General features: G+C 65.9%; 21 protein-coding genes and 1 pseudogene. 9 read left to right on the top strand and 13 right to left on the bottom strand.

Features of this window, described 5'->3' with window-relative positions:
- The first annotated feature begins 118 nt into the window (after positions 1-118).
- Positions 119-691: an HdeD family acid-resistance protein gene (locus DB459_RS22740; RefSeq protein WP_253708140.1), complete on the top strand. Its 573-nt coding sequence runs from the start codon at positions 119-121 to the stop codon at positions 689-691.
- A gap of 15 nt (positions 692-706) precedes the next feature.
- On the opposite strand, the gene DB459_RS22745 is transcribed toward DB459_RS22740, so the two are convergent.
- Positions 707-1,639: a hydrogen peroxide-inducible genes activator gene (locus DB459_RS22745; RefSeq protein WP_253708143.1), complete on the bottom strand. Its 933-nt coding sequence runs from the start codon at positions 1,637-1,639 to the stop codon at positions 707-709.
- Positions 1,640-1,767: 128 nt separating this feature from the next.
- On the opposite strand from DB459_RS22745, the gene ahpC reads away from it, so the two are divergent.
- Positions 1,768-2,331, top strand: coding sequence for an alkyl hydroperoxide reductase subunit C (gene ahpC / locus DB459_RS22750; RefSeq protein ID WP_253708147.1), 564 nt, complete (start codon positions 1,768-1,770; stop codon positions 2,329-2,331).
- A 126-nt stretch (positions 2,332-2,457) separates the two neighbouring features.
- The gene (ahpF, locus tag DB459_RS22755; protein ID WP_253708149.1) at positions 2,458-4,041 is read left to right on the top strand and encodes an alkyl hydroperoxide reductase subunit F; all 1,584 of its coding nucleotides are present in this window, start codon (positions 2,458-2,460) and stop codon (positions 4,039-4,041) included.
- A gap of 87 nt (positions 4,042-4,128) precedes the next feature.
- On the opposite strand, the gene DB459_RS22760 is transcribed toward ahpF, so the two are convergent.
- The 3 genes from DB459_RS22760 to epmA form a co-directional block, all read right to left on the bottom strand.
- Complete coding sequence (locus DB459_RS22760; protein ID WP_253708152.1) at positions 4,129-4,407, bottom strand: hypothetical protein; 279 nt, start codon at positions 4,405-4,407, stop codon at positions 4,129-4,131.
- Between the two features lie 225 nt (positions 4,408-4,632).
- A complete protein-coding gene (locus tag DB459_RS22765) occupies positions 4,633-5,706 on the bottom strand; it encodes a lysine-2,3-aminomutase-like protein (RefSeq protein ID WP_253708155.1) in 1,074 nt (357 codons plus the stop codon).
- Positions 5,703-6,752: an EF-P lysine aminoacylase EpmA gene (gene epmA, locus DB459_RS22770; RefSeq protein ID WP_253708159.1), complete on the bottom strand. Its 1,050-nt coding sequence runs from the start codon at positions 6,750-6,752 to the stop codon at positions 5,703-5,705. Before epmA ends, DB459_RS22765 begins: the two co-directional genes overlap by 4 nt.
- A 165-nt stretch (positions 6,753-6,917) precedes the next feature.
- Between epmA and efp the strand changes: the two genes are divergently transcribed.
- The 3 genes from efp to DB459_RS22785 all read left to right on the top strand — a co-directional run bounded on the left by efp (position 6,918) and on the right by DB459_RS22785 (position 10,806).
- Entirely contained in the window at positions 6,918-7,484 is a 567-nt protein-coding gene (gene efp, locus DB459_RS22775) for an elongation factor P (protein ID WP_253708161.1), read from the top strand.
- Positions 7,485-7,580: 96 nt separating this feature from the next.
- On the top strand, positions 7,581-9,272 hold the full coding sequence (locus DB459_RS22780) for a M23 family metallopeptidase (RefSeq protein WP_253708164.1): 1,692 nt from the start codon (positions 7,581-7,583) through the stop codon (positions 9,270-9,272).
- Positions 9,273-9,588: 316 nt separating this feature from the next.
- Positions 9,589-10,806, top strand: coding sequence for a lytic murein transglycosylase (locus tag DB459_RS22785; RefSeq protein ID WP_253708167.1), 1,218 nt, complete (start codon positions 9,589-9,591; stop codon positions 10,804-10,806).
- A 648-nt stretch (positions 10,807-11,454) separates the two neighbouring features.
- On the opposite strand, the gene recJ is transcribed toward DB459_RS22785, so the two are convergent.
- From recJ to DB459_RS22820, 7 genes are all read right to left on the bottom strand, one after another.
- Positions 11,455-13,296 (bottom strand): single-stranded-DNA-specific exonuclease RecJ, encoded by a 1,842-nt coding sequence (gene recJ, locus DB459_RS22790; protein WP_253708170.1) that lies wholly within the window; start codon positions 13,294-13,296, stop codon positions 11,455-11,457.
- A 240-nt stretch (positions 13,297-13,536) separates the two neighbouring features.
- Positions 13,537-14,259 (bottom strand): haloacid dehalogenase type II, encoded by a 723-nt coding sequence (locus tag DB459_RS22795; RefSeq protein WP_253708173.1) that lies wholly within the window; start codon positions 14,257-14,259, stop codon positions 13,537-13,539.
- 19 nt (positions 14,260-14,278) lie between these two features.
- On the bottom strand, positions 14,279-14,731 hold the full coding sequence (locus DB459_RS22800; RefSeq protein WP_253708188.1) for a GNAT family N-acetyltransferase: 453 nt from the start codon (positions 14,729-14,731) through the stop codon (positions 14,279-14,281).
- 5 nt (positions 14,732-14,736) lie between these two features.
- Positions 14,737-15,735: a class II fructose-bisphosphatase gene (gene glpX, locus DB459_RS22805; RefSeq protein WP_253708208.1), complete on the bottom strand. Its 999-nt coding sequence runs from the start codon at positions 15,733-15,735 to the stop codon at positions 14,737-14,739.
- A 47-nt stretch (positions 15,736-15,782) separates the two neighbouring features.
- Positions 15,783-17,108 (bottom strand): homoserine dehydrogenase, encoded by a 1,326-nt coding sequence (locus DB459_RS22810; RefSeq protein ID WP_253708211.1) that lies wholly within the window; start codon positions 17,106-17,108, stop codon positions 15,783-15,785.
- 25 nt (positions 17,109-17,133) lie between these two features.
- Positions 17,134-18,351 (bottom strand): LL-diaminopimelate aminotransferase, encoded by a 1,218-nt coding sequence (locus DB459_RS22815; RefSeq protein ID WP_253713669.1) that lies wholly within the window; start codon positions 18,349-18,351, stop codon positions 17,134-17,136.
- 259 nt (positions 18,352-18,610) lie between these two features.
- Entirely contained in the window at positions 18,611-18,937 is a 327-nt protein-coding gene (locus tag DB459_RS22820; RefSeq protein WP_253708214.1) for a hypothetical protein, read from the bottom strand.
- 382 nt (positions 18,938-19,319) lie between these two features.
- On the opposite strand from DB459_RS22820, the gene DB459_RS22825 reads away from it, so the two are divergent.
- Positions 19,320-21,125, top strand: coding sequence for an alpha/beta hydrolase (locus DB459_RS22825; protein WP_253708216.1), 1,806 nt, complete (start codon positions 19,320-19,322; stop codon positions 21,123-21,125).
- Positions 21,126-21,510: 385 nt separating this feature from the next.
- Positions 21,511-21,909, top strand: coding sequence for an MAPEG family protein (locus DB459_RS22830; protein WP_253708218.1), 399 nt, complete (start codon positions 21,511-21,513; stop codon positions 21,907-21,909).
- 115 nt (positions 21,910-22,024) lie between these two features.
- Here DB459_RS22830 and DB459_RS22835 read toward each other — a convergent pair.
- Both DB459_RS22835 and DB459_RS22840 read right to left on the bottom strand, forming a co-directional pair.
- A pseudogene (locus DB459_RS22835) lies at positions 22,025-22,144 on the bottom strand (MBL fold metallo-hydrolase); the annotation flags it as partial.
- Between the two features lie 146 nt (positions 22,145-22,290).
- Complete coding sequence (locus DB459_RS22840) at positions 22,291-22,821, bottom strand: DedA family protein (RefSeq protein WP_253708221.1); 531 nt, start codon at positions 22,819-22,821, stop codon at positions 22,291-22,293.
- Between the two features lie 207 nt (positions 22,822-23,028).
- Here DB459_RS22840 and DB459_RS22845 point away from each other — a divergent pair, with 207 nt between their 5' ends.
- Complete coding sequence (locus DB459_RS22845; protein ID WP_253708224.1) at positions 23,029-23,355, top strand: hypothetical protein; 327 nt, start codon at positions 23,029-23,031, stop codon at positions 23,353-23,355.
- Positions 23,356-23,357 lie beyond the last annotated feature (2 nt).

Genomic DNA, 23,357 nt, shown 5'->3' on the forward strand with positions numbered 1-23,357 from the left:
GCGCGTTTGCTGCGCAAAAAGTCGCGAATCCTCGCCGGCGGGCCCGCCGCCGTGTAGGAACTTCAGTTGCGCCGGACTAAGGTGGCGGCAACGGCAGACTCACCAGCGGAGATTGGCGATGACTTTCCCCGACGACTTGTCGCCCCGGCAATCCGACGTCACCAGCACGCTGAAAGTCCATTGGAAGGCCCTGCTGATCGAAGGCATCCTGCTGGTGGTGCTCGGTCTCGCCGCGATCATCCTGCCGCCCTTCGCCTCCCTCGCGGTCGCGATCCTGCTCGGCTGGCTGTTCGTCATCAGCGGCGTCGCCCAGCTGGTGCTGACCTTCTCGACCCGCGGCCTGCCCGGCTTCGGCTGGTCACTGGTATCCGCGGTGCTCGCCATCGCCGCCGGCGTGGTGCTGCTGCTGTGGCCGGTCCAGGGCGTCTATACGCTCACCGTCGTGATCGGCGTCTACTTCGTCATGGAGGGTGTCGCCACCATCATGTACGCGCTGGAACACCGCAAGCAGCTCACCGAGCGCTGGGGCTTCCTCGTCGCGGCGGGCATCGCCGATCTGGTGGTGGCGGCGATCATCGTCACCGGCCTGCCCGGTTCGGCAACCTGGGCGATCGGCCTGCTCGTCGGCATCAACCTGGTGTTCGGCGGCACGTCGCTGATCAGCCTCGCGCTCGCCGCGCGCAACGCCTGAGCAAGACGCGCCGGCTCAGGCCGCGGGCGCTTTGAAGTTCGGCGCACGCGCCATCGCCATCACCTCGCGCAGGCTCGCGCCGAGACCGCGCAGCAAGGCCTTGCGGCTCGACGTCGGACGGCAGACGAGCGCGATGCGTCGGGCCGGCGCGCCCTGTTCGAGGGGAACGGCGGCAAGGTCAAGGCCCCGCAACAGTCCGGCCTCGAGCGCCATTTCCGGGGCGAATGTCAGACCAAGGCCATTCGCCACCATCTGCACCAGCGTGTGCAGGCTGGTGCCGTGAAAGCCGCCGGCGCGGCGCGCGTCGAGCGAACAGGCGGCGAGCGCATGGTCGCGCATGCAATGGCCATCCTCCAGCAGAAGAAGCTCCTCGTCGGCCAGGTCGCTGCCCCGGACGAAAGCACGCGCGGCGAACGGATGGCTGCTCGGACAGACGACGAAGAACTTGTCGATACCGAGATCGAAGGTTTCGAACTCATCGCAGGCAAAGGGCAAGGCAATGACGGCCGCGTCGATCCGGCCATTGTCGAGACGCGCCAACAGCGGCGCGGTCTGCTCCTCGCGCAGATAGATCTTGAGTGTGGGAAAGGCCTGGTGCAGCGCCGGCATCAGGATCGGCGCGAGAAACGGGCCGATGGTCGGAATGATGCCGAGATTGAGCGCGCCCGCCATCGGATCGCGCGCTTCCTGCGCCGCCTCGACCAGGGCTTCGGCGTCGCGGAGGAGCTTCTTCGCGCGTGCGGCAAGATCGAGACCGATGGCGGTGGGGATCACTACCCGCTTTGTGCGCTCCAGCAATTTGACGCCGAGCAGCGATTCCAGCTCCTGAATCGCTGCGCTCAGCGTCGACTGGCTGACGAGGCAGTCGTCAGCCGCGGTACTGAAGTGCCGCCTCTCGACCACGGCGACCAGGAAACGCAATTGGCGGAGGGTCGGCAGAATGATCATGCCCAATACTAATCGATGGGGTCGATTAGTAAAGCCTGTTTTTTGCGTTTTTATCGATGGCTCTCCTCCACTACCTTCCGGCTGATATCGCGTCGCACGTTAGCGGCCGGAACCGTTTGGAGAATTGGATGTCCCTCATCAATACCGAGATCAAGCCCTTCAAGGCCACGGCCTTCAAGCAGGGCAAGTTCATCGACGTGTCCGACCAGGACCTCAAGGGCAAGTGGTCGGTGGTCTTCTTCTATCCGGCCGACTTCACCTTCGTCTGCCCGACGGAACTCGAAGACCTCGCCGACAACTACGCCGAGTTCCAGAAAGTCGGCGTCGAGATTTACTCGGTGTCGACCGACACTCATTTCAGCCATAAGGCCTGGCACGACCATTCGCCGGCCATCGGCAAGATCAAATACACCATGGTGGGTGACCCGACCGGCGCCATCACCCGCAATTTCGACGTCATGATCGAAGCGGCCGGCCTCGCCGACCGCGGCACCTTCGTGGTCGATCCGCAGGGCAAGATCCAGATCGTCGAGATCACCGCCGGCGGCATCGGCCGCGACGCCAAGGAACTGCTGCGCAAGATCAAGGCGGCGCAGTACGTCGCCAGCCATCCCGGCGAGGTCTGCCCCGCCAAGTGGCAGGAAGGTGAATCCACCCTCGCCCCCTCGCTCGACCTCGTCGGCAAGATCTGACGCGTCGTCCTGGTCAGCACGCTCGGGCGCGGCCGATCGCTGTTTCCGAGGGTAATACGATTGCGGCTCCGGACATCGGTCCGGGGTCGCTGACCTGCCTGCTTTCCTAGGGAATCGGATCTCGCCATGCTGGACGACACCATCAAGACGCAGCTGAAAGCCTATTTCGAACGGATCGTCCACCCGGTCGAACTCGTCGCCACGCTCGACGATGGCGCCAAGTCGCGCGAGATGCGCGAGCTGCTGCAGGATATCGTCGCCGCCGCCGCGGGCCGGGTCACGCTTTCCCTCGACGGTCGCGATGTGCGCAAGCCGTCCTTCGTCATCCGCCGTGCCGGCGGGCACGACGGCGTGACCTTCGCCGGCCTGCCCATGGGGCATGAATTCAATTCGTTGATCCTGGCGCTGCTTCAGGTCGGCGGTCACAAGCCAAAAGAATCGGCGGACACGATCGCGCAGATCGAAGCGCTGGACGGCGAATACCTGTTCGAGACCTACTTCTCCCTGACCTGCCAGAACTGTCCGGACGTGGTGCAGGCGCTCAATCTGCTGAGCGCCCTCAATCCGAACATCCGTCACGTCGCCATCGACGGCGCCCTGTTCCAGGCGGAAGTCGAGGCCCGCAAGATCATGGCCGTGCCCACCGTCTATCTCAACGGCGAGCCCTTCGCCCAGGGCCGCATGACGCTCGACGAAGTCCTGGCAAGGATCGACACCGGCGCGGCCGCCCGCGCTGCCGACAAGCTCAAGCACAAGAAGCCGTTCGACGTGCTGGTGGTCGGCGGCGGCCCCGCCGGCGCGGCAGCGGCGATCTATGCGGCGCGCAAGGGCATCGCCACGGGCATCGTCGCCGAGCGCTTCGGCGGTCAGGTGCTGGACACCATGGCGATCGAGAATTTCATCTCGGTGCCCCATACCGAGGGACCCAAGCTCGCGGCGGCGCTGGAGCAGCACGTCAAGGATTACGACGTCGACGTGATGAATCTGCAGACGGCCGTGGAATTGATTCCGGCGGCGACACCCGGCGGCCTTGCCCAGGTTCGCCTCGCCGGCGGCGCCTCGCTCCGTGCGCGGACGGTCATCCTCTCAACCGGCGCGCGCTGGCGCCAGATGAATGTCCCGGGAGAAGCGGAGTATCGCAATAAGGGCGTTGCCTATTGCCCGCATTGTGACGGCCCGTTGTTCAAGGGCAAGAAAGTCGCCGTGATCGGCGGCGGCAATTCCGGCGTCGAAGCCGCGATCGATCTCGCCGGCATCGTCGGCCACGTCACCCTGATCGAATTCGACGGGCAGTTGCGCGCCGACGCCGTCCTTCAGGCAAAGCTGCGTTCGCTCGCCAATGTCAATGTGGTCGTTTCGGCGCAGACCACCGAAGTGCACGGCGACGGCGAGAAGGTCGTCGGCCTGTCCTACAAGGACCGCACCAGCGGCATCCAGGACCGCATCGACCTCGACGGCGTCTTCGTCCAGATCGGCCTCGTCCCCAACACCGAATGGCTGAAGGGAACGCTGCGTCTGAGCCCTCGCGGCGAGATCGAGGTCGACGCCCGCGGCCAGACCTCGGCGCCGGGCGTGTTCGCGGCCGGCGACGCGACGACCGCGCCCTACAAGCAGATCATCATCGCCATGGGCGGCGGCGCCACTGCGGCACTTTCGGCCTTCGACCACCTGATCCGCGTGGTGCCAGTCGAGGATTCACAGGCCGCCTGAGCTTCTGCTACCGGTCGCTGTCCCGCTCCAAGCGCAGCTCGTGACGTCGTCGCGTCACGGGCCAAGCGTCATGAATGCGTCGCTGCCTCAGCAGCCTTTGCAGATGCTGCGGATCTTGCGATCCAGCGCCTTGTCTTCGATGTCGCCGGGGAGCGCTTTCGGCGGCGCCGCGGTGTCGATGCCCCCGCCGGAGACGCTCGATCGCGTCGGCTGGCGATGGCCGACCGGCGCCGATGGCAACCCGGCGCCCGACTTCGACGCAGCGCCCGCCCCGCTGCCGCTGTTCTGGGCGCTTGCGATATCCGCCCCCAACGGCGCCACCAGCACGAGCGCCAGAACCATGATCGTTGTTGTCAGACGCGACATGCGGCAACCTCCTCCAATCCAACCTGCTGCGCCTCGGCGCGGCACTGACGGCATTGTCCCGGACGCGCATTCTCTCGCACCGAGACAAGCAAAACTCAAGGCACCAACCTTTCGCGATTCCGTGCCTGAATCAAGCCGGCGAAACACCGCTCGAATTCTGCCAGACGCCGGACGTCGCGTATGGTCACCCGACCTTTGGCCGTTTTGCGGTGCGGCCATATTGATTTAGGGCAAGGTTTCGTCCGGCGGATAGGCGTGGACGTCGCCGCAATAATCCAGCACGCGGGTTCGTCCGTTCTGGCGCGACAGATAACGCGGTCCGACCGGGACCTTTCCGTAGCCGCCGGGAATGTCCAGGACATAATCCGGCTGGCACAGGCCGGAGACCCGGCCGCGCAGCGCACGCATCAGGCTCTCGCCGGCTTGAAGCGTGGTGCGCAGGTGGGCGGTGCCGGGGGCGAGATCGCCGTGATGCAGGTAATAGGGCTTGATGCGGCATTCGACGAAGCTGCGCATCAATGCGGTCAGCGTCGCGACATCGTCATTGACGCCGCGCAGCAGGACCGACTGGCTGACCATGGGAATACCGGCGTCGACGATCCGGGCGCAGGCGGCACGGGCCTCCGCGCTGAATTCGCGGGGGTGATTGGCGTGCAGGGCGAGCCAGCTCGTGGCGCCCTCGCTACGGAGCGCCGCCACCAGTTCGGGCGTGACCCGCGCCGGATCGGCGACCGGCACGCGGCTATGCAGGCGGACAACCTTGACGTGGTCGATGGCGGCGAGGCGACCGATGATCTCGCCGAGCCGGCGCGGCGCCAGCATCAGGGGATCGCCGCCGGTGAGGATCACCTCCCAGATCTCGGGGTGGGCGCGGACATAGTCGAGCGCCATCTCGATCGCCTCCGGCGACAGCGCCTGCTCCTTGCCCGGGCCGACCATCTCGCGGCGGAAGCAGAAGCGGCAATAGACCGCGCAGACATGGACGAGCTTGAGCAGCACGCGGTCGGGATAGCGGTGGACCACGCCCGGCACCGGCGAATGGGGATGGTCGCCGATCGGATCGGCGCTCTCGTCGGCCGACGGGATCAGTTCGTCGCGGCTCGGCAGATACTGACGTGCGATCGGATCCTGCGAATCGCCGGGATCGATCAGTGCCGCCACCGCCGGCGTCACCGCCACGGCATAACGCGCCGCCACGGCCACGATCTCGGCGGCGGCACCGGCCGGCGCCAGTCCATGGGCGATGAGATCGGCGGCGCTGCGCAGCGTCACCGCGGGCCTTGGCCGGCCATCGCTCATGATCGCGCTCCCGGCGTCCACACCACGTCGTCGATGCGGCGGGCGCCGGCAGCGAGCATCACCAGGCGATCGAAGCCGAGCGCGACCCCGCTCGCCTCGGGCATCTCCGCCACCGCCGCGATGAAATCATCGTCGATCGGGTAGCGCTCGCCGTAGCGGCGCTCCTTCTCGTCCATGGCCTCGGCAAAGCGTCGTCGCTGCTCGGCGGCGTCGGTCAGTTCGGCGAAGCCATTGGCGAGTTCGACGCCGCAGGCATACAGCTCGAAGCGCTCGGCGACGCGCGCATCGTTGCGGCTCAGCCGCGCCAACGCCGCTTCCGGTGCCGGGTAGTCGGACAACACCGTGATGCGGCCGTTGCCGAGCTGCGGCTCGACAAACGTCACCAGCAGCTTGCTGAAGATGTCCGACCAGGTGTCGTCGGCGGCGACCTTGATCAACGGCGCCGCGAGGCCGGCGAGCCGGTCGCGATCCCCCTCTCCGGCGCTGATCGTGGACAACAGGTCCACAGCGGCGTGACGGGCGAAGGCATCGGCGACGGTCAGCCGCTCCGGCGCGGCAAAGGGATCTGCGCTGCGTCCGCGGAAATTGAAGGTGGTTATCGCGGTTGCCCGGGCCGCGGCCAAGACCACGGCGAGGGTGTCCGCGATCACCGCCTCGAGCCCCTCGCCGGCCCGGTACCATTCCAACATGGTAAATTCCGGCAGATGCAGGTCGCCGGCCTCGCGATCGCGGAACACCCGGGCGAACTCGACGATGCGCTGCTCCCCGGCCGCCAGCAGCTTCTTGCAGGCGAATTCCGGCGAGGTGCGCAGGTAACGAGTGAACCGCGCCCCGGCGGCGTCGGTCACCTGCGTCGAGGGCGCGTGCAGATGGATCTCGTTACCGGGCGAGACCTGCAGGATCGCGGTCTCCACCTCGGTAAAGCCGGCGGCGGCAAACAACGCCCGCAGGTCGCGGGCAACGGCGGCGCGGGCGGCGAGGAACCCGCGACGGTCCGCATGGCGGGCGGGGGCCCACCAGGGAGACCCGTTAGCTCTTTGAGTCATCTAGGTTTTGCCCTGGAGAGGCGCAAAAGGCTGGCATTGAACCGGCAAATCAGTATGTTGCGCGCCGAAACTGCTTCGTCCGCCGCCGGGCCAGGGCAACCGCCAATAGCACAGCCGATATGGCCGGCCTGGCTGCCACCGCCCCGCCTACCAGGAAATTGATCCGTGAGAGTCATCGCCAGTTCTATTCGCAAGGGCAACGTCATCGATATGGATGGCAAGCTATATGTGGTTCTGAGCGCCGAGAACATCCATCCCGGCAAGGGAACCCCGGTCAGCCAGATCGAAATGCGGCGCATCAGCGACGGCGTGAAGGTCTCCGAGCGCTTCAAGACCACCGACCAGGTCGAGCGCGCGACCATCGAGGACCGCGACTATAACTACCTTTACGAAGATGGCGACGGCTTCCATTTCATGAATGCCGAGACCTACGACCAGGTTCAGGTGTCGAAGGACATCGTCGGCAACTCCGCGCCGTATCTGCAGGAGAACATGACCGTCAAGCTCTCGATGCATGATGGCAATCCGATCGCCATCACCCTGCCCCAGCGCACCACGCTGGAGGTCGTCGAGACCGAGCCTGTGACCAAGGGGCAGACCGCGTCGTCGTCCTACAAGCCGGCTATCCTGTCCAACGGCGTGCGGACCGCGGTGCCGCCGCATATCGGCATCGGCACCCGCATCGTGGTGATGACCGAGGACGGCTCCTACGTCGAGCGCGCCAAGGACTAACGGAGCGGAACAACGCCAATGACCGGGGGCCCGCGCCAGACAGCGTCAGCCGCCCCCGGCCCGTCTCGTTCAGGGGCCATCCGGCTACGCGCCGCGGTGGCCCTTTTTCATGGGCTCTTTCAGATCCTCGGCGTCCAGATCCTTGGTGTCGCCGTGCCGCTGCTGACCGGCAGTCCGGCGCAGGGCGACGAATTCCGGACGCCGACCATCGCCGCGGTCGATCCCGACTGGCGCGCCGCCCATGCTCAGCTCCGCAGTGAGCTCGGCAGCCGTCCCGAGCTGACCGGTCTTCTGACCTTCACCGGCGCCGGCGGGCACGCGCCGGACGACCCGCGGCGCTGGCCGGCCTTCGCCCAGCTCGCCGCGCTCACCTCGCCGCTGTTCCCGGCGATCGGCCGCAGCACCGTTCCGGTCCTGCTTCCTCTCGATACCGCCACGCTGCTGGCCGACCGCGCCGGCGGCGCACCGCAGCTCGCGCCGGCCCATTACCAAGCCGGTTTCGATACCGAAATGTTCGATGCCGGACCGGCCGGCTACGACGCGCTCTTCTCCCTGCCGCCGACCGGTATCGACGGATCGCCACAGCGCAGCTTCGCCGAGCCGGTCGAGGTGCATATCACCGGCTCGCTGCTGATCTACGACATCAACGATCCGCTGGCCGGCAAAGGCGAGCCGGTGAAGATGGTCGGGGCGCCCAGCCCGGATCTGCGCCGCGTCATTCGCGAAGGCTTCGTCCGTTATGCCTTTACCCGCTTCGGCGTGCCCTACGTGGTGTCGATCCCGTGCCTCGACAGCGTGCCGCGCCGCCATCGCCTGGCCTGTCGCGAAGCCTCCGCTGTCGCCGAGCGCTTTCTTGCCGCCCTGCGCATCGCCGGCGGCCGGCCGCAGCGTCGCCACGGCAACATCGAATCCGTCGCAGTCGAGCGGCCGGCAGCGGTATCGGCCAGTTTCACCTACCGCCCGCCCGGCGCCATTCTCCCCAACTCCGGCTACCAGGGCCAGCCTGGCCGGCCCGACCTCACCGCCTATGCCCAGATCCGCTTTCCCTTGCGTGACGTGCCGGCCTTCGCCAATTCGCAGTCGTTCCTCAATTGGGGCGACTGCAATTTCACCGGCCGAACCGCCTCGCCGCACAGCAAAGGCGCGCCCTACCGCTGCCGGCGCAACGACAAGCCGCTGGTGTTCGATGAATCCGCTGCCGAGAACTACAGCTACCCCTGGCAGGACAATTTCTGCGAGAGCCGCCATTTCGAGGTCGGCCAGTGCGCCAACGGCTTCGGCCACCAGGGCCAGGACATCCGCCCCTCGGCCTGCCCGCTGCGCAACGACGGCGCCGACCGTTGCGAGCCCGGGCGGTTTCCGATCCTCGCCGCGCGCGACGGCGTGATCCTGCGCTCGCCGAAGCAGCAGGCCGCCTATCTGCTCGTTGATGCCGCGCGCGACCATGTCCGGCTGCGCTACATGCACATGGCTCCGGCACAGATGGACGCCGACGGCCTGCTGAGCGGCCGCCTCGTCGCCGAAGGCGAGACCATCGGCTTCGTCTCGAACTATCAGGACTACCCCGGAGGCACCACCAGCCACCTGCATTTCGATCTGCAGGTCTTCACCCCTGACGGCTGGCTGTGGGTCAACCCTTACGTCACACTGGTGGCGGCCTATGAACGCCTGCTCGCCGCACGCGGCACCGAGGTTCCACCCGAGCCCCCGCCCGAAGGGGCAACCGCCGGCGCTCTGACGCCGGAGCCGGCCAAGACCGATACCAGCACCGACGCCGATGAGCGCTGACGCCGCGCGTTCCGGCGCCGGAGAAAAGCGCCTGGTGTGGCGTCTCGCAATTGCCTACGAGAGGCCTGCCGCAAAGGCGGTAGGCAATTGCGAAACGCCGCACCAAGCCTCCGCACCGATTCCATCGGAGCGGAGGAAGCTCTAGTGTCCTGTCTCCGAATTACCGCTTCATTTGCCTCACCCTCGTACGGTCATTCGGAGACATCAGGACACTAGCAAAATCAAAAAGCTAGTGTGGCTTATGTCTCGCAATTGCCTACAGGGGCTTGCCGCAAAGGACATAGGCAATTGCGAGACGCCACACTAGACTTCGTCCATGACACGGGCCGATTCTCTCTTGTCGCGACGCGCCCTGCTGCTTGGGGCCGCGGGCCTCGCGTTGGCCCCGGCAACGGCGTTCGCCGCAGCCGCCGGCTTCGAGTCCTGGTTGCAGGGCTATCGCGCCCGGGCGCTGTCGCGCGGCATCAGCGCCGCAACTTTCGATCGCGTCCTCGGCCGCATCGAGCCCGACATGAGCGTGTTCGCGCAGCTGCGCAATCAGCCGGAATTCCACGAGCAGACCTGGCAATACATCAACCGCCGCGTCTCCGACTGGCGGATCATCGCCGGCAAGGAAGCGCTGCGCGCCAATACCGCGCTGTTCGCGCGGATCGAGCGCGACTTCGGCGTCGAGCGTGGCACGCTGCTGGCGCTGTGGGGGGTCGAGAGCGCCTATGGCGATCCGCTGGTGCAGAAGAACCACATGCGCCCGGTCTTCCCGGCGCTCGCGGCGCTGGCGTGGAACGAGCCGCGCCGCAAGGCCTATTGGGAGACCGAGCTGACCAACGCGCTGCGCATCGTCCAGCGCGGCTGGAGCACCCCCGAGGAGATGCGCGGCTCCTGGGCTGGCGCCATGGGTCATACCCAGTGGATGCCGGAGGTCTGGCTCAATGTCGGCTTCGACTACGACGGCGACGGCCGCGTCTCGCCTTTCGGCAGGCCGGACGACGCGCTCGGCTCGACCGCGCGCTATCTCGTCAACCGCGGTAGGTATCACCGCGGCGAGCATTGGGGCTATGAAGTGCGGACCAACGGCGTCAGCGTCTCGGGCAACCGCAGCTATGCCGCGTGGAGCGAAGCCGGCGTGACGCGCGCAGATGGCCAGCCCTTTGCGCAACCCGCCGCCATGGCGCAGCTCTGGACTCCTGTGCCGGGCGGACCGAGCTTCCTGCTCGGACCGAACTTCTATGCGGTCCGCAGCTACAATCCGTCGATGAATTACGCTCTCGCCATCGTCCATCTGGGCGATCGCATTCTCGGCGGCGGTCCCTTCATCCAACCCTTCCCGGGCTCGGAGCGCGCGCTGACGCTCGCCGAAGTCCAGGAGATGCAGACCCGCCTCACCCGCCTCGGCTTCGACACCGGCGGCACCGACGGCCGGGTCGGCAACGACACCATGAAGGCGATCAAGGATTTCCAGATCAAGGCCGGCATCACCCCGCCCGACGGCTATGGCGGGCTGAAGGTGCTGGCGAAGTTGCGACAGGGATTGTAATTACCGCCTAGCGTGTACGATGACGGCGCCGCAATCTCTGTTTGCGCCGATATCGAAACCGCCGTATCATTTATCAAACATCTGACGCTCCCGCTGCTCGCCTCCGTACGAGCTCTTGGCGGTTTTGCATCCGAGTCGACATGACTGTCAGATTCTAACGCTGTCAGATTCTAACATTCGCATCCCATTGCTGCGGGGGGTGTTCGCATTTGCGAATGGAGTTAAGGATTTGACACCCGCTTCACGGGCGACGCGTCGAGTGGGTAGCAAATGTCAAATCCACTCCATGGGTGACTGACTTCCCGAAGCTCCGGAGCGCCAAAGCCAGCACATTTGAACGGCCGTAGTTCGATCGCGCTCCGGCTGCAGCAGAGTATTTGAAATGTCATTCCCAACATCTTCGTAGGTGCCGCGCATGACGATCAAGCCGCCTCCGAGAATCGCGGTCGGCAATTGCGAGACGGCACACTGGTGTCCTGTCTCCGAATTACCGCTTCGTTTGCCTCACCCTCGCCCGGTCATTCGGAGACATCGGGACACTAGCAAAATCAAAAAGCTAGTGTGGCTGATGTCTCGCAATTGCCTACGAGAGGCTTGCCGCAAAGGCGGTAGGCAATTGCGAGACGCCACACTAGCAAGCGCCGCTACTCAGCGGATCATCGCCGGTCCCATGTCCGGCACGGCGACGTCGACAATGCGCATCTGCACGCGCTCGTTGCCTTGATAGCGGTCGATGGTGAGCGAGCCGGCGACATGGAGAGGCTGGCCGCGGTTCTCGGTCAGCGCCTTGCCGAGTTTCTGGCCGACCGCACGGAAAGCAATGGCATTGACCATCGCGCCGTCGCCCGCCCTGAAGCGGGCGCGGACATGGGACTGGCCGACCTCGTCGACATAGGCGAGCTGGTGTGAGGGCAGCGCGACGACCGGCTCCGGATTGCCGGTGCCGAAGGGTGCAGCGCGGTTGAGCATCGTGACGAATTCCGGCGTCGCCGCACGGGCGCTGATCGCACCGTCGATCAGGATTTCATTGATGTGGCGCGCTCGCGCCACCTCGTTCGCCAGCGCGGATTCGATGAAGGCGCGGAATTCGCCGAGGCGCTCCTTGCGCAAGGTCACGCCGGCCGCCATGGCATGGCCGCCGCCCTTGATCAGCAATCCATCATGCACCGCCTGGCGGACCGCCTTGCCGAGATCGACGCCGGAGATCGAGCGCCCCGAGCCGGTGCCGATGCCGCCGGGCTCGAGCGCAATGGCGAAAGCCGGACGGGCGAATTTCTCCTTGAGGCGCGCGGCGACGAGGCCGACGACGCCGGGATGCCAGCCCGCGGCGGCGGTGACGATCACCGCCCCCTTGTCCTCCAGCCCGAGCGCGGCCATCGCCTCGGCTTCCGCCTGGGCTTCGGCGTCCTGCTCGATGGCGCGGCGCTCGAGATTGAGGCGGTCGAGTTCGGCGGCGATGCGCGCCGCTTCCGAGACGTCGGCTTCCAACAGCAGCCTGACGCCGAGATCGGCCCGGCCGATGCGGCCGCCGGCATTGATGCGCGGGCCGAGCAGGAAACCGAGATGCCAGGCCTCAGGCGGACCATTGAGGCGGGCGACGTCCATCAGCGCGGTATGGCCGATATGGTCGCGGCGGCGCATCGCGATCAGTCCCTTGGCGACGAAGGCCCGGTTGAGGCCGACCAGCGGCGCGACGTCGGCGACGGTGCCAAGCGCAACGTGATGCAGTTGCCCGAGCAGATCGGGCTCGGGCCGCATTCCGGTCCAGAAGCCGCGACCGCGCAATTCGCGATTGACCGCTACCAGCGTCACCAGCACGAGGCCGACCGCGGCGAGATGGCCGAGGCCGGACAGATCGTCGGGCCGGTTGGGGTTGACCAGGGCGTCGACCACCGGGAGTTCGTCACCGCACTGGTGGTGATCGATGACGACGATATCCATGCCGAGGCGCTTGGCCTCGGCGAACGGCTCGAAGCTCACGCTGCCGCAATCGACCGTCACCAGCAGCGTCGCGCCCTTGCCCGCCAGGGTCCGCACCGCCTCGACGTTCGGACCGTAGCCCTCGAAGATGCGGTCGGGAATATGGATCAGCGGATCGAGACCACAGAGCCGCAGATGCCAGGCGAGCAGAGCCGACGAGGTCGCGCCGTCGACGTCGTAATCGCCGAAGATGGCGACCTTCTCGTTGCGCACCACGGCGTCTGCGAGGCGCTTCGCCGCCACCTCCATCTGGGTGACGCTGAACGGGTCCGGCAGCAGCTTGCGCAAGGTCGGATCGAGGAAATCCGGCACCGCCTCGATGTCGACGCCACGGCCGGCCAGCACCCGCGCCAGCATTTCCGGCAGCTGGTGCCGCTGGGCGATCGCCAGCGCCAGCGCCGCGCCGCGCGCGTCAAGGCGATCGCGCCACAGCCGCCCGGTGGCAGACTGATCGACGCCGAGAAAGGCGGCCGGGGCTTCCACCGGCAGGGCTGCGAGTGGCGGTGTCATCTGACGCGGTCCGTCTGTGTCCTGAATTCCGGCGGCCTCGTGGTTCAAGACAGCTGCTTCGCAGCGTCCTGACCAAGAGGGAGCGAACGCATGGGTGTGCTTAACTTCCCCGACACCCCTTCCTCATCCTGAACAGGCGGCAACGGCGCCGTCTCCAAAGTTGAGGCCAAGGCATCCAACGTGAGGCATTCCGATCGCGAGCCATTCCAATCCTGAACGACCGGCGGCGCCGCGCGCCCCTCAACAACCGAACCGGTCGGCGAGGTCGACGAGATCGCGAACCACCATAGTCCAGTCATCCTCGGCACCGAAATCCTTGTTCTGCAGCGGGCCGTATTCGGTCGGCCGCGGCACGAAACAGGTGGCGAGGCCGCAGGCCCTGGCGCCCTTGAGATCGGCATTGTGGGCGGCCACCAGCATGACCTCGTTCGGCGCGAGCCCGAGCAGCGCCGCGGCGCCGAGATAGGTCTCCGGATCGGGCTTGTAGTGGCGAAACAGTTCGGCGCTGAGGACGAGATCCCAAGGCAGCCCGGCATGCTTGGCCATGTTGGTGAGCAGCGCCACGTTGCCGTTCGACAGCGGCGAAATGATGAAGCGGGTCTTGAGCCGGGTCAGGCCGGCGACGCTGTCGGACCACGGTTCGAGGCGGTGCCAGCCGCGCGTGACGTGGTCGAGATCGGCTTCACTCAACGAGCCGATGCCAAATTCCGGCAGCAGGCGCTCGAGCGAGGCGCGATGCAACGCGTCGAGATTGCGATAGCCGCGCTCGGGGTGGCGGCGGACCTCGTCCATGGACGGCACATAGGCGCCCCGCCAGGCATCCACCAGCCCGGTCCAGTCGCCGCCGAGACCACGCGAGGCGGCCCAGGCCGAGAGTTCGGCGATCAGGCTGCCGCGCCAGTCGACGACGGTGCCGAACACATCGAACAGCAGTGCGCGCACGCCGCTTGCTTGTGCCGACATATCCAGCCCCCTGATCGAGTTAATCCAGTCGCTTGCGATATTGGATGAAGTCGCTGCGGGCCGCGACCTGGTCGTAGAGCTGCTGGGCCGCGGCGTTGCGCTCCCGCGTCGACCAGTACAGCCGCGTCGCATGGGCATCGCGCGCCGCCGTCTCCACCGCCGCGATCAGCGCGCGACCGACGCCGTAGCCACGCAGGTCGGGGGCGACGAAGAGATCCTCGAGATAGCAGTAGCATTCCGGCGCCCAGGTCGAGCGGTGCAGCAGGAAATGTGCGAGGCCGGCGAGCCGGCCGTCGATCTCGGCGACGAGCCCGTGCAGCGGCTCCATCGGATCGAGGAAGCGCCGAAAACTGGCGTCGGTGATCTCCGGCGCCAGTGTCGTTTCGTAGAAGGCCAGATAGCCCTGCCAGAGCGGCTCCCAGGCGTCGCGATCGGCCTCGCGCAGCGGCCGGATGCCGAGCGGTCCGGCCATCTCCGTCAATCCAGATGAAACTTCGAGAGCTGACGGTGCTCTGCCTTGATCATGCGCACGGTGCCGGTCACCGAACGCATCACCACGGTCTCGGTTTCGATCGTATCCTTGCGGAACTTGACGCCCGACAGCAGCGAACCGTCCGTGACGCCGGTGGCCGCGAACAGGCAGTCGCCCCTCACCAGATCCTCGATGCCGTAGATCTTGCGCGGGTCCGTGATGCCCATGTCGTAGGAGCGTTGGCGCTTCTCCTCGGTGTCGAGGATGAGCCGGCACTGCATCTGGCCGCCGATGCAGCGCAGCGCCGCCGCCGCGAGCACGCCTTCGGGCGCACCGCCGGTGCCCATGTAGATGTCGATACCGGTGTTATGGGGATCGGCGGTGTGGATGACGCCGGCGACGTCGCCGTCGGTGATCAGGCGGACCGCAGCCCCCGTCGAGCGGACGCCGGCGATGATGTCGGCATGGCGCGGCCGGTCGAGCACCAAGGCGGTGATCGCCGACGGCGGCACTCCCTTGGCCTTGGCGAGACGCAGGACGTTGTCGGCCGGCGACGCGTCGAGCTCGACGATCCCCTTGTCGTAGCCGGGACCGATGGCGATCTTCTGCATGTAGACGTCGGGCGCGTTGAGCAACGTGCCGCCCTCGGCCATCGCCATGGTGGCAATTGCGCCCGGCATGTTCTTGGCGCACAGCGTGGTGCCTTCCAGCGGATCGACGGCGATGTCGACCCGGGGGCCGGTCTGAATGCCGACCTTTTCGCCGATGAACAGCATCGGCGCCTCGTCGCGCTCGCCCTCGCCGATCACCACCGTGCCTTCGATCGGGATCTTGTTGAGCTCGCGCCGCATGGCATCGACCGCCGCCTGGTCGGCGGCCTTTTCGTTGCCATGGCCGCGCAGCCGGGCCGCAGAGACTGCCGCCCGCTCGGTCACGCGGACGATTTCGAGCGTCAGGATGCGCTCCAGCAGTTGCTGCGGCGGAACGGCAATCGTCATGGACATCGGTCTGGCTCCTCAAATTCGACAATGCGGGCGAAACGCGCCCGCGTTCAGTTCTTCTCGATCCTGATCACCTGCGGCCGTCCGGTGATCACCTTGTCCCGCTGCACGGCTCGCAGCGCCCGATGCACGGCATCCTCGCTTGTGGCGTAGGTGATCAGAATCACCGGAACCGGCGTGGATTTCGTCCGAGCGACACCATTGCCGACCGCCGCGGCGTCAGGATGACGCTGGACGATGGATTCGATCGATATCTTCTGCTCGGCGAGTCGTGTCGCAATCGTGGCCGCTGTGCCGGGCAAATCGCGTGCCATCAGGCGGATATAATAGCCGCCCTCGTGGCGTTCCATGGGCGCCTTGGTGGTGGTGCGCAAACGCCTGACCGGCCGGCCGAACGGCAGCACCCTGGCGCCGCGTGCCACGTCGGCGATATCGGCGACGACCGCGGAGGCGGTGGCGGCGCCTCCGGCGCCGGGACCGACCAGCGTAATCGGCGGAATGCCCTCGCCGTCAATGGTCACCGCGTTGGTGACGCCCATCACCTGAGCGATCGATGACGTCTTGGGCACCATCGTCGGATGCACCCGCTGTTCGATGCCCTTGGCAGTGCGGACCGCGACGCCGAGCAGCTTGACGCGATAGCCGAGCTGTTCGGCGGCGCGCAGATCCTGCGGCGAGATCGAGGAAATGCCTTCCACATAGACCGCGCGCTGCGCCACCTTGGTGCCGAAGGCGAGGCTGGCGAGAATCGCAAGCTTCTGTGCGGTATCATGGCCGTCGATATCGAACGACGGATCGGCCTCGGCGTAACCGAGCCGTTGCGCGTCCTTGAGGCATTCGGCGAAGGACAGTCCCTCCTGCTCCATCCTGGTCAGGATGTAGTTGCAGGTGCCGTTGAGGATGCCGTAGACGCGCTGGATCGTGGTACCGGACAGGCCCTCGCGCAGCGTCTTCACGACCGGGATCGCGGCTCCGACGGCTGCTTCGAAATTGATCGCGCCGCCATGGGCCTCGGCAAGCTCGGCGAGGCGCACGCCATGCTTGGCGATCAGCGCCTTGTTGGCCGTCACCACCGCTTTGCCGGCGCGCAGCGCCGCCTCGATGGCGGAGAGCGCCGGCTCGTCGGCGCCGCCCATCAGCTCTACGAAGCAGTCCACGTTCGGATCGGTGGCGAGCGCCAGCGGATTGCGCGCCCAGCTGACGCCGCGCAGGTCGAGGCCGCGCTTGCGCGCGCGGGAGCGCGCGGTGACGGCGACGACGCGCACGCCGCGGCCGCAGCGCTCGGCGAGCGTGCGCTGCTGTGCCTCGATCAGGCGGACGACTGCGGACCCTACGGTGCCCAGCCCCGCAATGCCCACCCCGAGTGGCGCGACCATATGAGGAGAACCTGCCGGAAGAAATCTATCGCCGGTTGGCGAGAGGAACCACGTTGTGCAACGTTTCGACGCCGCTTTCAAGGAAACGGCGGAGATTGCGGGCCGCCTGGCGGATTCGCTGCTCGTTTTCCACCATGGCGATGCGCACATAGCCCTCGCCGTGCTCGCCGAAGGCGACACCCGGCGACACCACGACGCCCGACTTTTCCACCATCAGGGTGGCGAACTGCATGCTGCCGATGTGGCGGAATTTTTCCGGCAGCGGTGCCCAGGCGAACATCGACGCGGCAGGCGGCGGGATGTCCCAGCCGGCGCGACCGAAGGCCTCCACCAGCGTGTCGCGGCGCTTGTGGTAGATCTCGCGCATCTCGCGGATGCAGTCTTCAGGGCCGTTCAGCGCCGCGGTGGCGGCGACCTGGACCGGCGTGAAGGCGCCGTAGTCGAGATACGACTTCACGCGCGCCAGCGCCGCAATGATGCGATCATTGCCCACCGCGAAGCCCATGCGCCAGCCGGCCATCGAGAACGTCTTCGACATCGATGTGAATTCGACGGTGACGTCGATGGCGCCCGGCACCTGCAGGACCGACGGCGGCGGATGGCCGTCGTAATACATCTCGGCATAAGCGAGATCGGACAGGATGAAGATCTCGTGCTTCTTCGCGAACGCGACGAGGTCCTTGTAGAAATCCAGCGTCGCCACATAGGCGGTCGGATTGGACGGATAGCACACCACCAGCGCGATCGGCTTGGGGATCGAGTGGATGATGGCGCGCTCGAGCGACTCGAAGAGTTCCGGGGTCGGCTCCGCCGGCACCGAGCGGATCACGCCGCCCGCCATCAGGAAGCCGAAGGCATGGATCGGATAGCTGGGATTGGGAACCAGCACGACGTCGCCCGGCGCGGTGATCGCCTGGGCGACATTGGCGAAACCTTCCTTGGAACCGAGGGTGGCGACGATCTGGGTTTCGGGATTGAGCTTCACCCCGAAGCGGCGGTCGTAATAGGCGGCCTGGGCCTTGCGCAGCCCCGGAATGCCCCGCGACGCCGAATAACGGTCGGTGCGCGGCTTGCCGAGGGTTTCCTTGAGCTTTTCCAGAACGTGGGGCGGAGTCGGCAGGTCCGGATTACCCATTCCCATGTCGATGATATCGGCCCCCGCATTGCGCGCGGCTGCCTTGGCCCGGTTGACCTGCTCGAAGACATAAGGCGGCAGACGACGAATGCGGTAAAACTCTTCCATGGGACCCATGACCCTTGTCGCCGAAGTTCGTGCGCCAGTCGCAGCACCCTTCCGAGACGAACTTCGGAAACAGAAAGGGTACTAAAATCACAAATTTAGCCGGTGCCTTCGGTTTCGAAGCCGATGTCGGGAGCGGCCGCGACCGATCACGAAATCCGGACGCCGGCACCAGGACTCCCGGAACCCGCGGAGCACTCTTTGCGGCTGAATCGGGCTCTTTTTAGCACGACGGATCTGCAGTAACAGCCGCCGAATCCACCTAATTTGGCCGTTCGGCGGCTTTGGCCTGACCGGCCTGGCGGGCGCGGGCCGCCTTGAGGTCATCCTCGACCTTGGACTGCTCGTCTGCGCTCAGCGTCGGGTCGGTCCGGGCCGAGGGGATGTCGTGCACCGCGGGATAGGCGGCCGACTCGGCTGGCCGCGCCGGGGCTCCGGACGGCAGCCCGATTACAGGAAGGTCCGCCACCGGTACCGAGCAGCCCCCCAGCGAAAGGGCTGCTGCCGCCGCAGCCAGCACGGCGACGCCGCTCAGGCTGGCACGCCGGCCGTTCCGCCATGGATGGCATTGCCGGATCGCTGGTCTCATTTTCCGCACAGGGGGCCCTCGCACCGCCGAACTTGTATCAGGGCAAAGTATTAACGCCGGCTGATTATCGTTCGCCTAGTGTCCTGTCTCCGAATTACCGCTCCATTTGCCTCATGCTCGCACGGTCATTCGGAGGCATAAGGACACTAGCAAAATCAAAGTGCTAGTGTGGCTTATGTCTCGCAATTGCCTACGAGAGGCTTGCCGCAAAGGCGGTAGGCAATTGCGAGACGCCACACTTGGTGGCGTGCCAATATGACCGAAGCAAGACCTATTGTCGCGGCGCAACACAAGGTTTTCTGCAGCCGTCGCCCAACTATGTCATCATCATTTCAAGTCCGATGACAATATCCTGCGAGAGTCCAAGAAGTACCCGCCGACGATGAGTGACGCCCTCGAGATCGCCGACGCCGCAAAGAAGAACTTCGATGCCGAAGCCTTTGCGCTCAACCTCGCCCGCGCCATGGAGAGTGGCGGCAAGGCCCTCGCCGAATTCCTGAAATCCCGCGAGGACACGCCGCCCGACCAGCCGCCGCCGGAGCTTGCCGAAATCGTCAAGACCTTCACCGCGATCGCCGACTACTGGCTGTCGGACCAGAATCGCGCCAACGAATTGCAGCTCAAGCTGGCGAAATCCTACCTCGACCTGTGGGGCGCCTCGATGCGGCGTCTCGCGGGAGAAGACGCAGCTCCGGCGATCTCCCCGGCGCCGCGCGACAAGCGCTTCCAGGACGCGGAATGGAAGTCGAACCATTTCTTCGATTTCGTCATGCAGCTCTATCTGCTCACCACCCAGTGGGCCTATGAGGCGGTCCGCAAGGCCGATGACGTCGATCCGCATGTCCGCCACAAGGCGGAGTTCTACGTCCAGCAGATCACCAACGCGCTGGCGCCGTCCAATTTCGTCCTGACCAACCCTGAAGTCCTGCGCGACACCCTGGCGACGAGCGGTGCGAATCTCGTGCGCGGCATGAAGATGCTCGCCGAGGACGTCGCCGCCGGGCGCGGCAGCCTGCGCATCCGCCAGTCGGATTCCGCCAATCTCACGATCGGCGAGCAGCTCGCGACCACGCCGGGCAAGGTCGTCTTCCAGAACGAGATGATGCAGCTCATCCAGTATGAGCCGGCCACGGCGACGGTGCTGCGCACGCCGCTGCTGATCGTGCCGCCGTGGATCAACAAGTTCTACATCCTCGACCTCAACCCGCAGAAGTCCTTCATCAAATGGTGCGTCGACCAGGGACTCACCGTGTTCGTCATCTCCTGGGTCAATCCCGACGCCCGGCTCGGCGGCAAGACCTGGGACGACTACATGAAGGAAGGCCCTCTCGCGGCCATGGACGCGATCGAGCAGATCACCGGCGAGATGAGGGTCCATACCCTGGGCTATTGCGTCGGCGGCACGCTGTTGTCCACGACGCTGGCCTGGCTCGCCGAGAAGCGGCGGGTGCGCGTCACCTCGGCGACGCTGCTCGCCGCCCAGGTCGATTTCACCCATGCCGGCGATCTCATGGTCTTCGTCGACGAGGATCAGGTTGCGGCACTCGAGCGGACAATGCAACGCGATGGGGTGCTGGAAGGCAGCAAGATGGCCATGGCCTTCAACATGCTGCGCTCCAACGACCTGATCTGGCCCTACGTGGTGAGCAACTATCTTAAAGGCCAGCAGCCCGCGAGCTTCGATCTTCTGCACTGGAATTCCGACGCCACGCGGATGACGGCGGCGAATCACTCCTATTACCTGCGCAATTGCTACCTGGAGAACCGGTTGTCGGCGGGCACCATGGTGCTCGACAACACCCTGCTCGACCTCTCCAAGATCAAGGTGCCGGTCTACAATCTTGCCACCCGCGAGGACCACATCGCCCCCGCCGAGTCGGTGCTCTACGGCTCCCAGTTCTTCGGCGGCCCGGTGCGGTACGTGCTCGCGGGCTCCGGCCACATCGCCGGCGTCGTCAATCCGCCGGCGCTCGGCAAGTACCAGTACTGGACGTCCGAGCACAGCAAGGCCGAGAATGTCGCCGAATGGCTCGCCCGCGCGGAGGGGCACAAGGGATCGTGGTGGCCGGACTGGCGGGCGTGGCTCGAGAGCATCGATGCGGAAGCCGTGCCCGCGCGGACCGCCGGCACGGCGCAATTCCCGCCGATCGAGGATGCACCCGGCAGCTATGTGCGGGTCCGCGCCTAGTGCGATGGATCTGACGCTAGTGTCCCGTCTCCGAATTACCGCTTCGTTTGCCTCACGCTCGCACGGTCATTCGGAGACATAGGGACACTAGCAAAATCAAAGTGCTAGTGTGGCTTATGTCTCGCAATTGCCTACGAGAGGGGTGCCGCGAAGGCGGTAGGCAATTGCGAGACGCCACACTCGTATCAGCATTGCAGCGAATTCGTCGTACCACCGTCAGATCCAGAACCGCGCCGGTGCGGCCGCCGGCGCCGCAGTTATCCACTGCCGGCGAGCCGCCCTGCCCTGTTCCCCGCGCCGCGCAATTACACTATCACTTCGCAGCATTAAGTTGATGACGTGATCGAGCGGCGAGTCGTGGCTCGCCCCAAGCTGGGAGCATGCGATGACACGCGAATTGTTTTGGCTGACGCTGACGGTCGTCCTGACCGGACTGCTGTGGATTCCCTACGTCATCAATCGCTGCCAGGTGCGCGGCCTGTCCGGCGCCATGGCCAATCCGGCGCGCAACGACAAGCCCCATGCCGAATGGGCCAATCGTCTGATGTTCGCCCATGATAATGCAGTGGAGAATCTCGTCGTCTTCGCGCCGCTGGTGCTGATCCTCAACGCGATGGATTATTCCACCAAATGGACCGCACTCGCGGCGACCGTGTATTTCTGGGCGCGTCTCGCCCATGCCATCGTCTACGGGCTCGGCATTCCGGGTTTCCGCACCGTCGCCTTCACCATCGGCTTCCTCGCCCAGGTGGTGCTGGTGCTCGGGATCTTCGGACTTGTGTGAGCGAATGCCGGCAAGAACGCTCGCGGCGCCGCCAGGAATGGCGGCACCGCGGTGCGACATATGTTCAGATCATTGACGTCTCAGATCACTGGCGACCAAGGCGCCGGCACCAGGCCAGCACCTCGGCATTGGCGAAGACCGGCTTGCCGTCGGCGTCGAGCAATCCGTTGACGTGATCACCATGGAAATGGGAGATCACGATCATGTCGACGTCCTTGGGCTCGATGCCCGCCGCCCTGGGCGCGTTCCAGGCTCGCGATGAAGCCGTCTTCGCAGCGGCCCCGGCCGGTTGAACATCCGGCGGCGCCGGTTATTCCGCGGATGGCGTCTTGTTCCCTCACCGGTCCGGGTGCACGAGCCCGACCATACCGGACACCGCCGCTACACGGCGCTCCAGAACCAGGTCGCGACCTTGGAGATGATATCGCCGAACAGCAGCAGCACCGCCGCCCACACGAAGGCGGAGGCGAAATTGGCGATCTGGAACATTCCGTAGGGCATTTCGAATATTCCGGCGACGAGCGGCACGGTCGCCCGCAGCGGGCCGAAGAAGCGTCCGACGAAGATCCCGGGCACACCCCAGTCCCGAACGAAGGCCTCGCCCCTCGGCAGCATGTCGGGATGACGCGACAGCGGCCACATATGGGCGACGCGGTCCTTGAACTTGAAACCGATCCAATAGGACAGCCAGTCGCCGCAGGCCGCCCCGATCGATCCGGCCACCCAGATCGGCCAAAAGCTGATGCCGCTCGGCCCAATCAGCGCGCCGATACCGACGAGCGCGCCCCATGCCGGAATGAGGAGCGACAGGAAGGCGATCGATTCACCGAAGGCCAACGCGAACACGATCGGCGCAGCCCAGACCTGCTGGTCCCGTACGAAGTCGGTGATCGGCCTGACCAGTTCTTCCATGTCCGACGACTGAGTTCCCCCGGTTGACCTTGAACCAGAATGCGAACTTGCCGTCCAAGTCAAATGTCGGCGACGCCGCCGAACAGCCCGGGATGCCCGGCCGCCGCCTGACGCGATGCCGTCCCGGCGGGCGCCCGCGGACCATCTCGCCCGCACATTTCCCGTCGAAATCCGGAACGGACGGCCTCCATGCGTCGGCCTTCGCCGATGATTGCCACCAATACCACCCATTTGTTCACCGGGGGTGTTGCCGGCATTGTGATGGGCATCCAGCAGAATTTCACCCTCGCCCCGGCCCATGCTCGCTTCAATCTGGTCCGCGACGTGCTGCTGTTCCTGTTCGGCCGCTATGACAAGGTGGTGCCGGCCGCTGCCGAACTGCCCCCTGCGGCGCGTTCGCGGGCCGTTTCCAACATTCGCATTCCCGGACGCCCCGGCAGGCGGACCGCCGTGCCACATTGCCAGCCCATCCGTGGCATATTGGGGCTCAGCGATTCGCCCCTTCCGGACCTCACCGGATCTGAAGAGTTCTGAAG

The organism is Bradyrhizobium sp. WD16 (assembly GCF_024181725.1).
Classification (GTDB): Bacteria; Pseudomonadota; Alphaproteobacteria; order Rhizobiales; family Xanthobacteraceae; genus Bradyrhizobium_A.

What these genes read in the sequence shown, in the direction of transcription:
- DB459_RS22740 (WP_253708140.1), top strand. Translation starts at nt 119, where the DNA reads ATGACTTTCCCCGACGACTTGTCGCCCCGGCAATCCGACGTCACCAGC.
- DB459_RS22745 (WP_253708143.1), bottom strand. Translation starts at nt 1,639, where the DNA reads ATGATCATTCTGCCGACCCTCCGCCAATTGCGTTTCCTGGTCGCCGTG.
- ahpC (WP_253708147.1), top strand. Translation starts at nt 1,768, where the DNA reads ATGTCCCTCATCAATACCGAGATCAAGCCCTTCAAGGCCACGGCCTTC.
- ahpF (WP_253708149.1), top strand. Translation starts at nt 2,458, where the DNA reads ATGCTGGACGACACCATCAAGACGCAGCTGAAAGCCTATTTCGAACGG.
- DB459_RS22760 (WP_253708152.1), bottom strand. Translation starts at nt 4,407, where the DNA reads ATGTCGCGTCTGACAACAACGATCATGGTTCTGGCGCTCGTGCTGGTG.
- DB459_RS22765 (WP_253708155.1), bottom strand. Translation starts at nt 5,706, where the DNA reads ATGAGCGATGGCCGGCCAAGGCCCGCGGTGACGCTGCGCAGCGCCGCC.
- epmA (WP_253708159.1), bottom strand. Translation starts at nt 6,752, where the DNA reads ATGACTCAAAGAGCTAACGGGTCTCCCTGGTGGGCCCCCGCCCGCCAT.
- DB459_RS22785 (WP_253708167.1), top strand. Translation starts at nt 9,589, where the DNA reads ATGACACGGGCCGATTCTCTCTTGTCGCGACGCGCCCTGCTGCTTGGG.
- recJ (WP_253708170.1), bottom strand. Translation starts at nt 13,296, where the DNA reads ATGACACCGCCACTCGCAGCCCTGCCGGTGGAAGCCCCGGCCGCCTTT.
- DB459_RS22795 (WP_253708173.1), bottom strand. Translation starts at nt 14,259, where the DNA reads ATGTCGGCACAAGCAAGCGGCGTGCGCGCACTGCTGTTCGATGTGTTC.
- DB459_RS22800 (WP_253708188.1), bottom strand. Translation starts at nt 14,731, where the DNA reads ATGGCCGGACCGCTCGGCATCCGGCCGCTGCGCGAGGCCGATCGCGAC.
- glpX (WP_253708208.1), bottom strand. Translation starts at nt 15,735, where the DNA reads ATGTCCATGACGATTGCCGTTCCGCCGCAGCAACTGCTGGAGCGCATC.
- DB459_RS22810 (WP_253708211.1), bottom strand. Translation starts at nt 17,108, where the DNA reads ATGGTCGCGCCACTCGGGGTGGGCATTGCGGGGCTGGGCACCGTAGGG.
- DB459_RS22815 (WP_253713669.1), bottom strand. Translation starts at nt 18,351, where the DNA reads ATGGAAGAGTTTTACCGCATTCGTCGTCTGCCGCCTTATGTCTTCGAG.
- DB459_RS22820 (WP_253708214.1), bottom strand. Translation starts at nt 18,937, where the DNA reads ATGAGACCAGCGATCCGGCAATGCCATCCATGGCGGAACGGCCGGCGT.
- DB459_RS22825 (WP_253708216.1), top strand. Translation starts at nt 19,320, where the DNA reads ATGAGTGACGCCCTCGAGATCGCCGACGCCGCAAAGAAGAACTTCGAT.
- DB459_RS22830 (WP_253708218.1), top strand. Translation starts at nt 21,511, where the DNA reads ATGACACGCGAATTGTTTTGGCTGACGCTGACGGTCGTCCTGACCGGA.
- DB459_RS22840 (WP_253708221.1), bottom strand. Translation starts at nt 22,821, where the DNA reads ATGGAAGAACTGGTCAGGCCGATCACCGACTTCGTACGGGACCAGCAG.
- DB459_RS22845 (WP_253708224.1), top strand. Translation starts at nt 23,029, where the DNA reads ATGATTGCCACCAATACCACCCATTTGTTCACCGGGGGTGTTGCCGGC.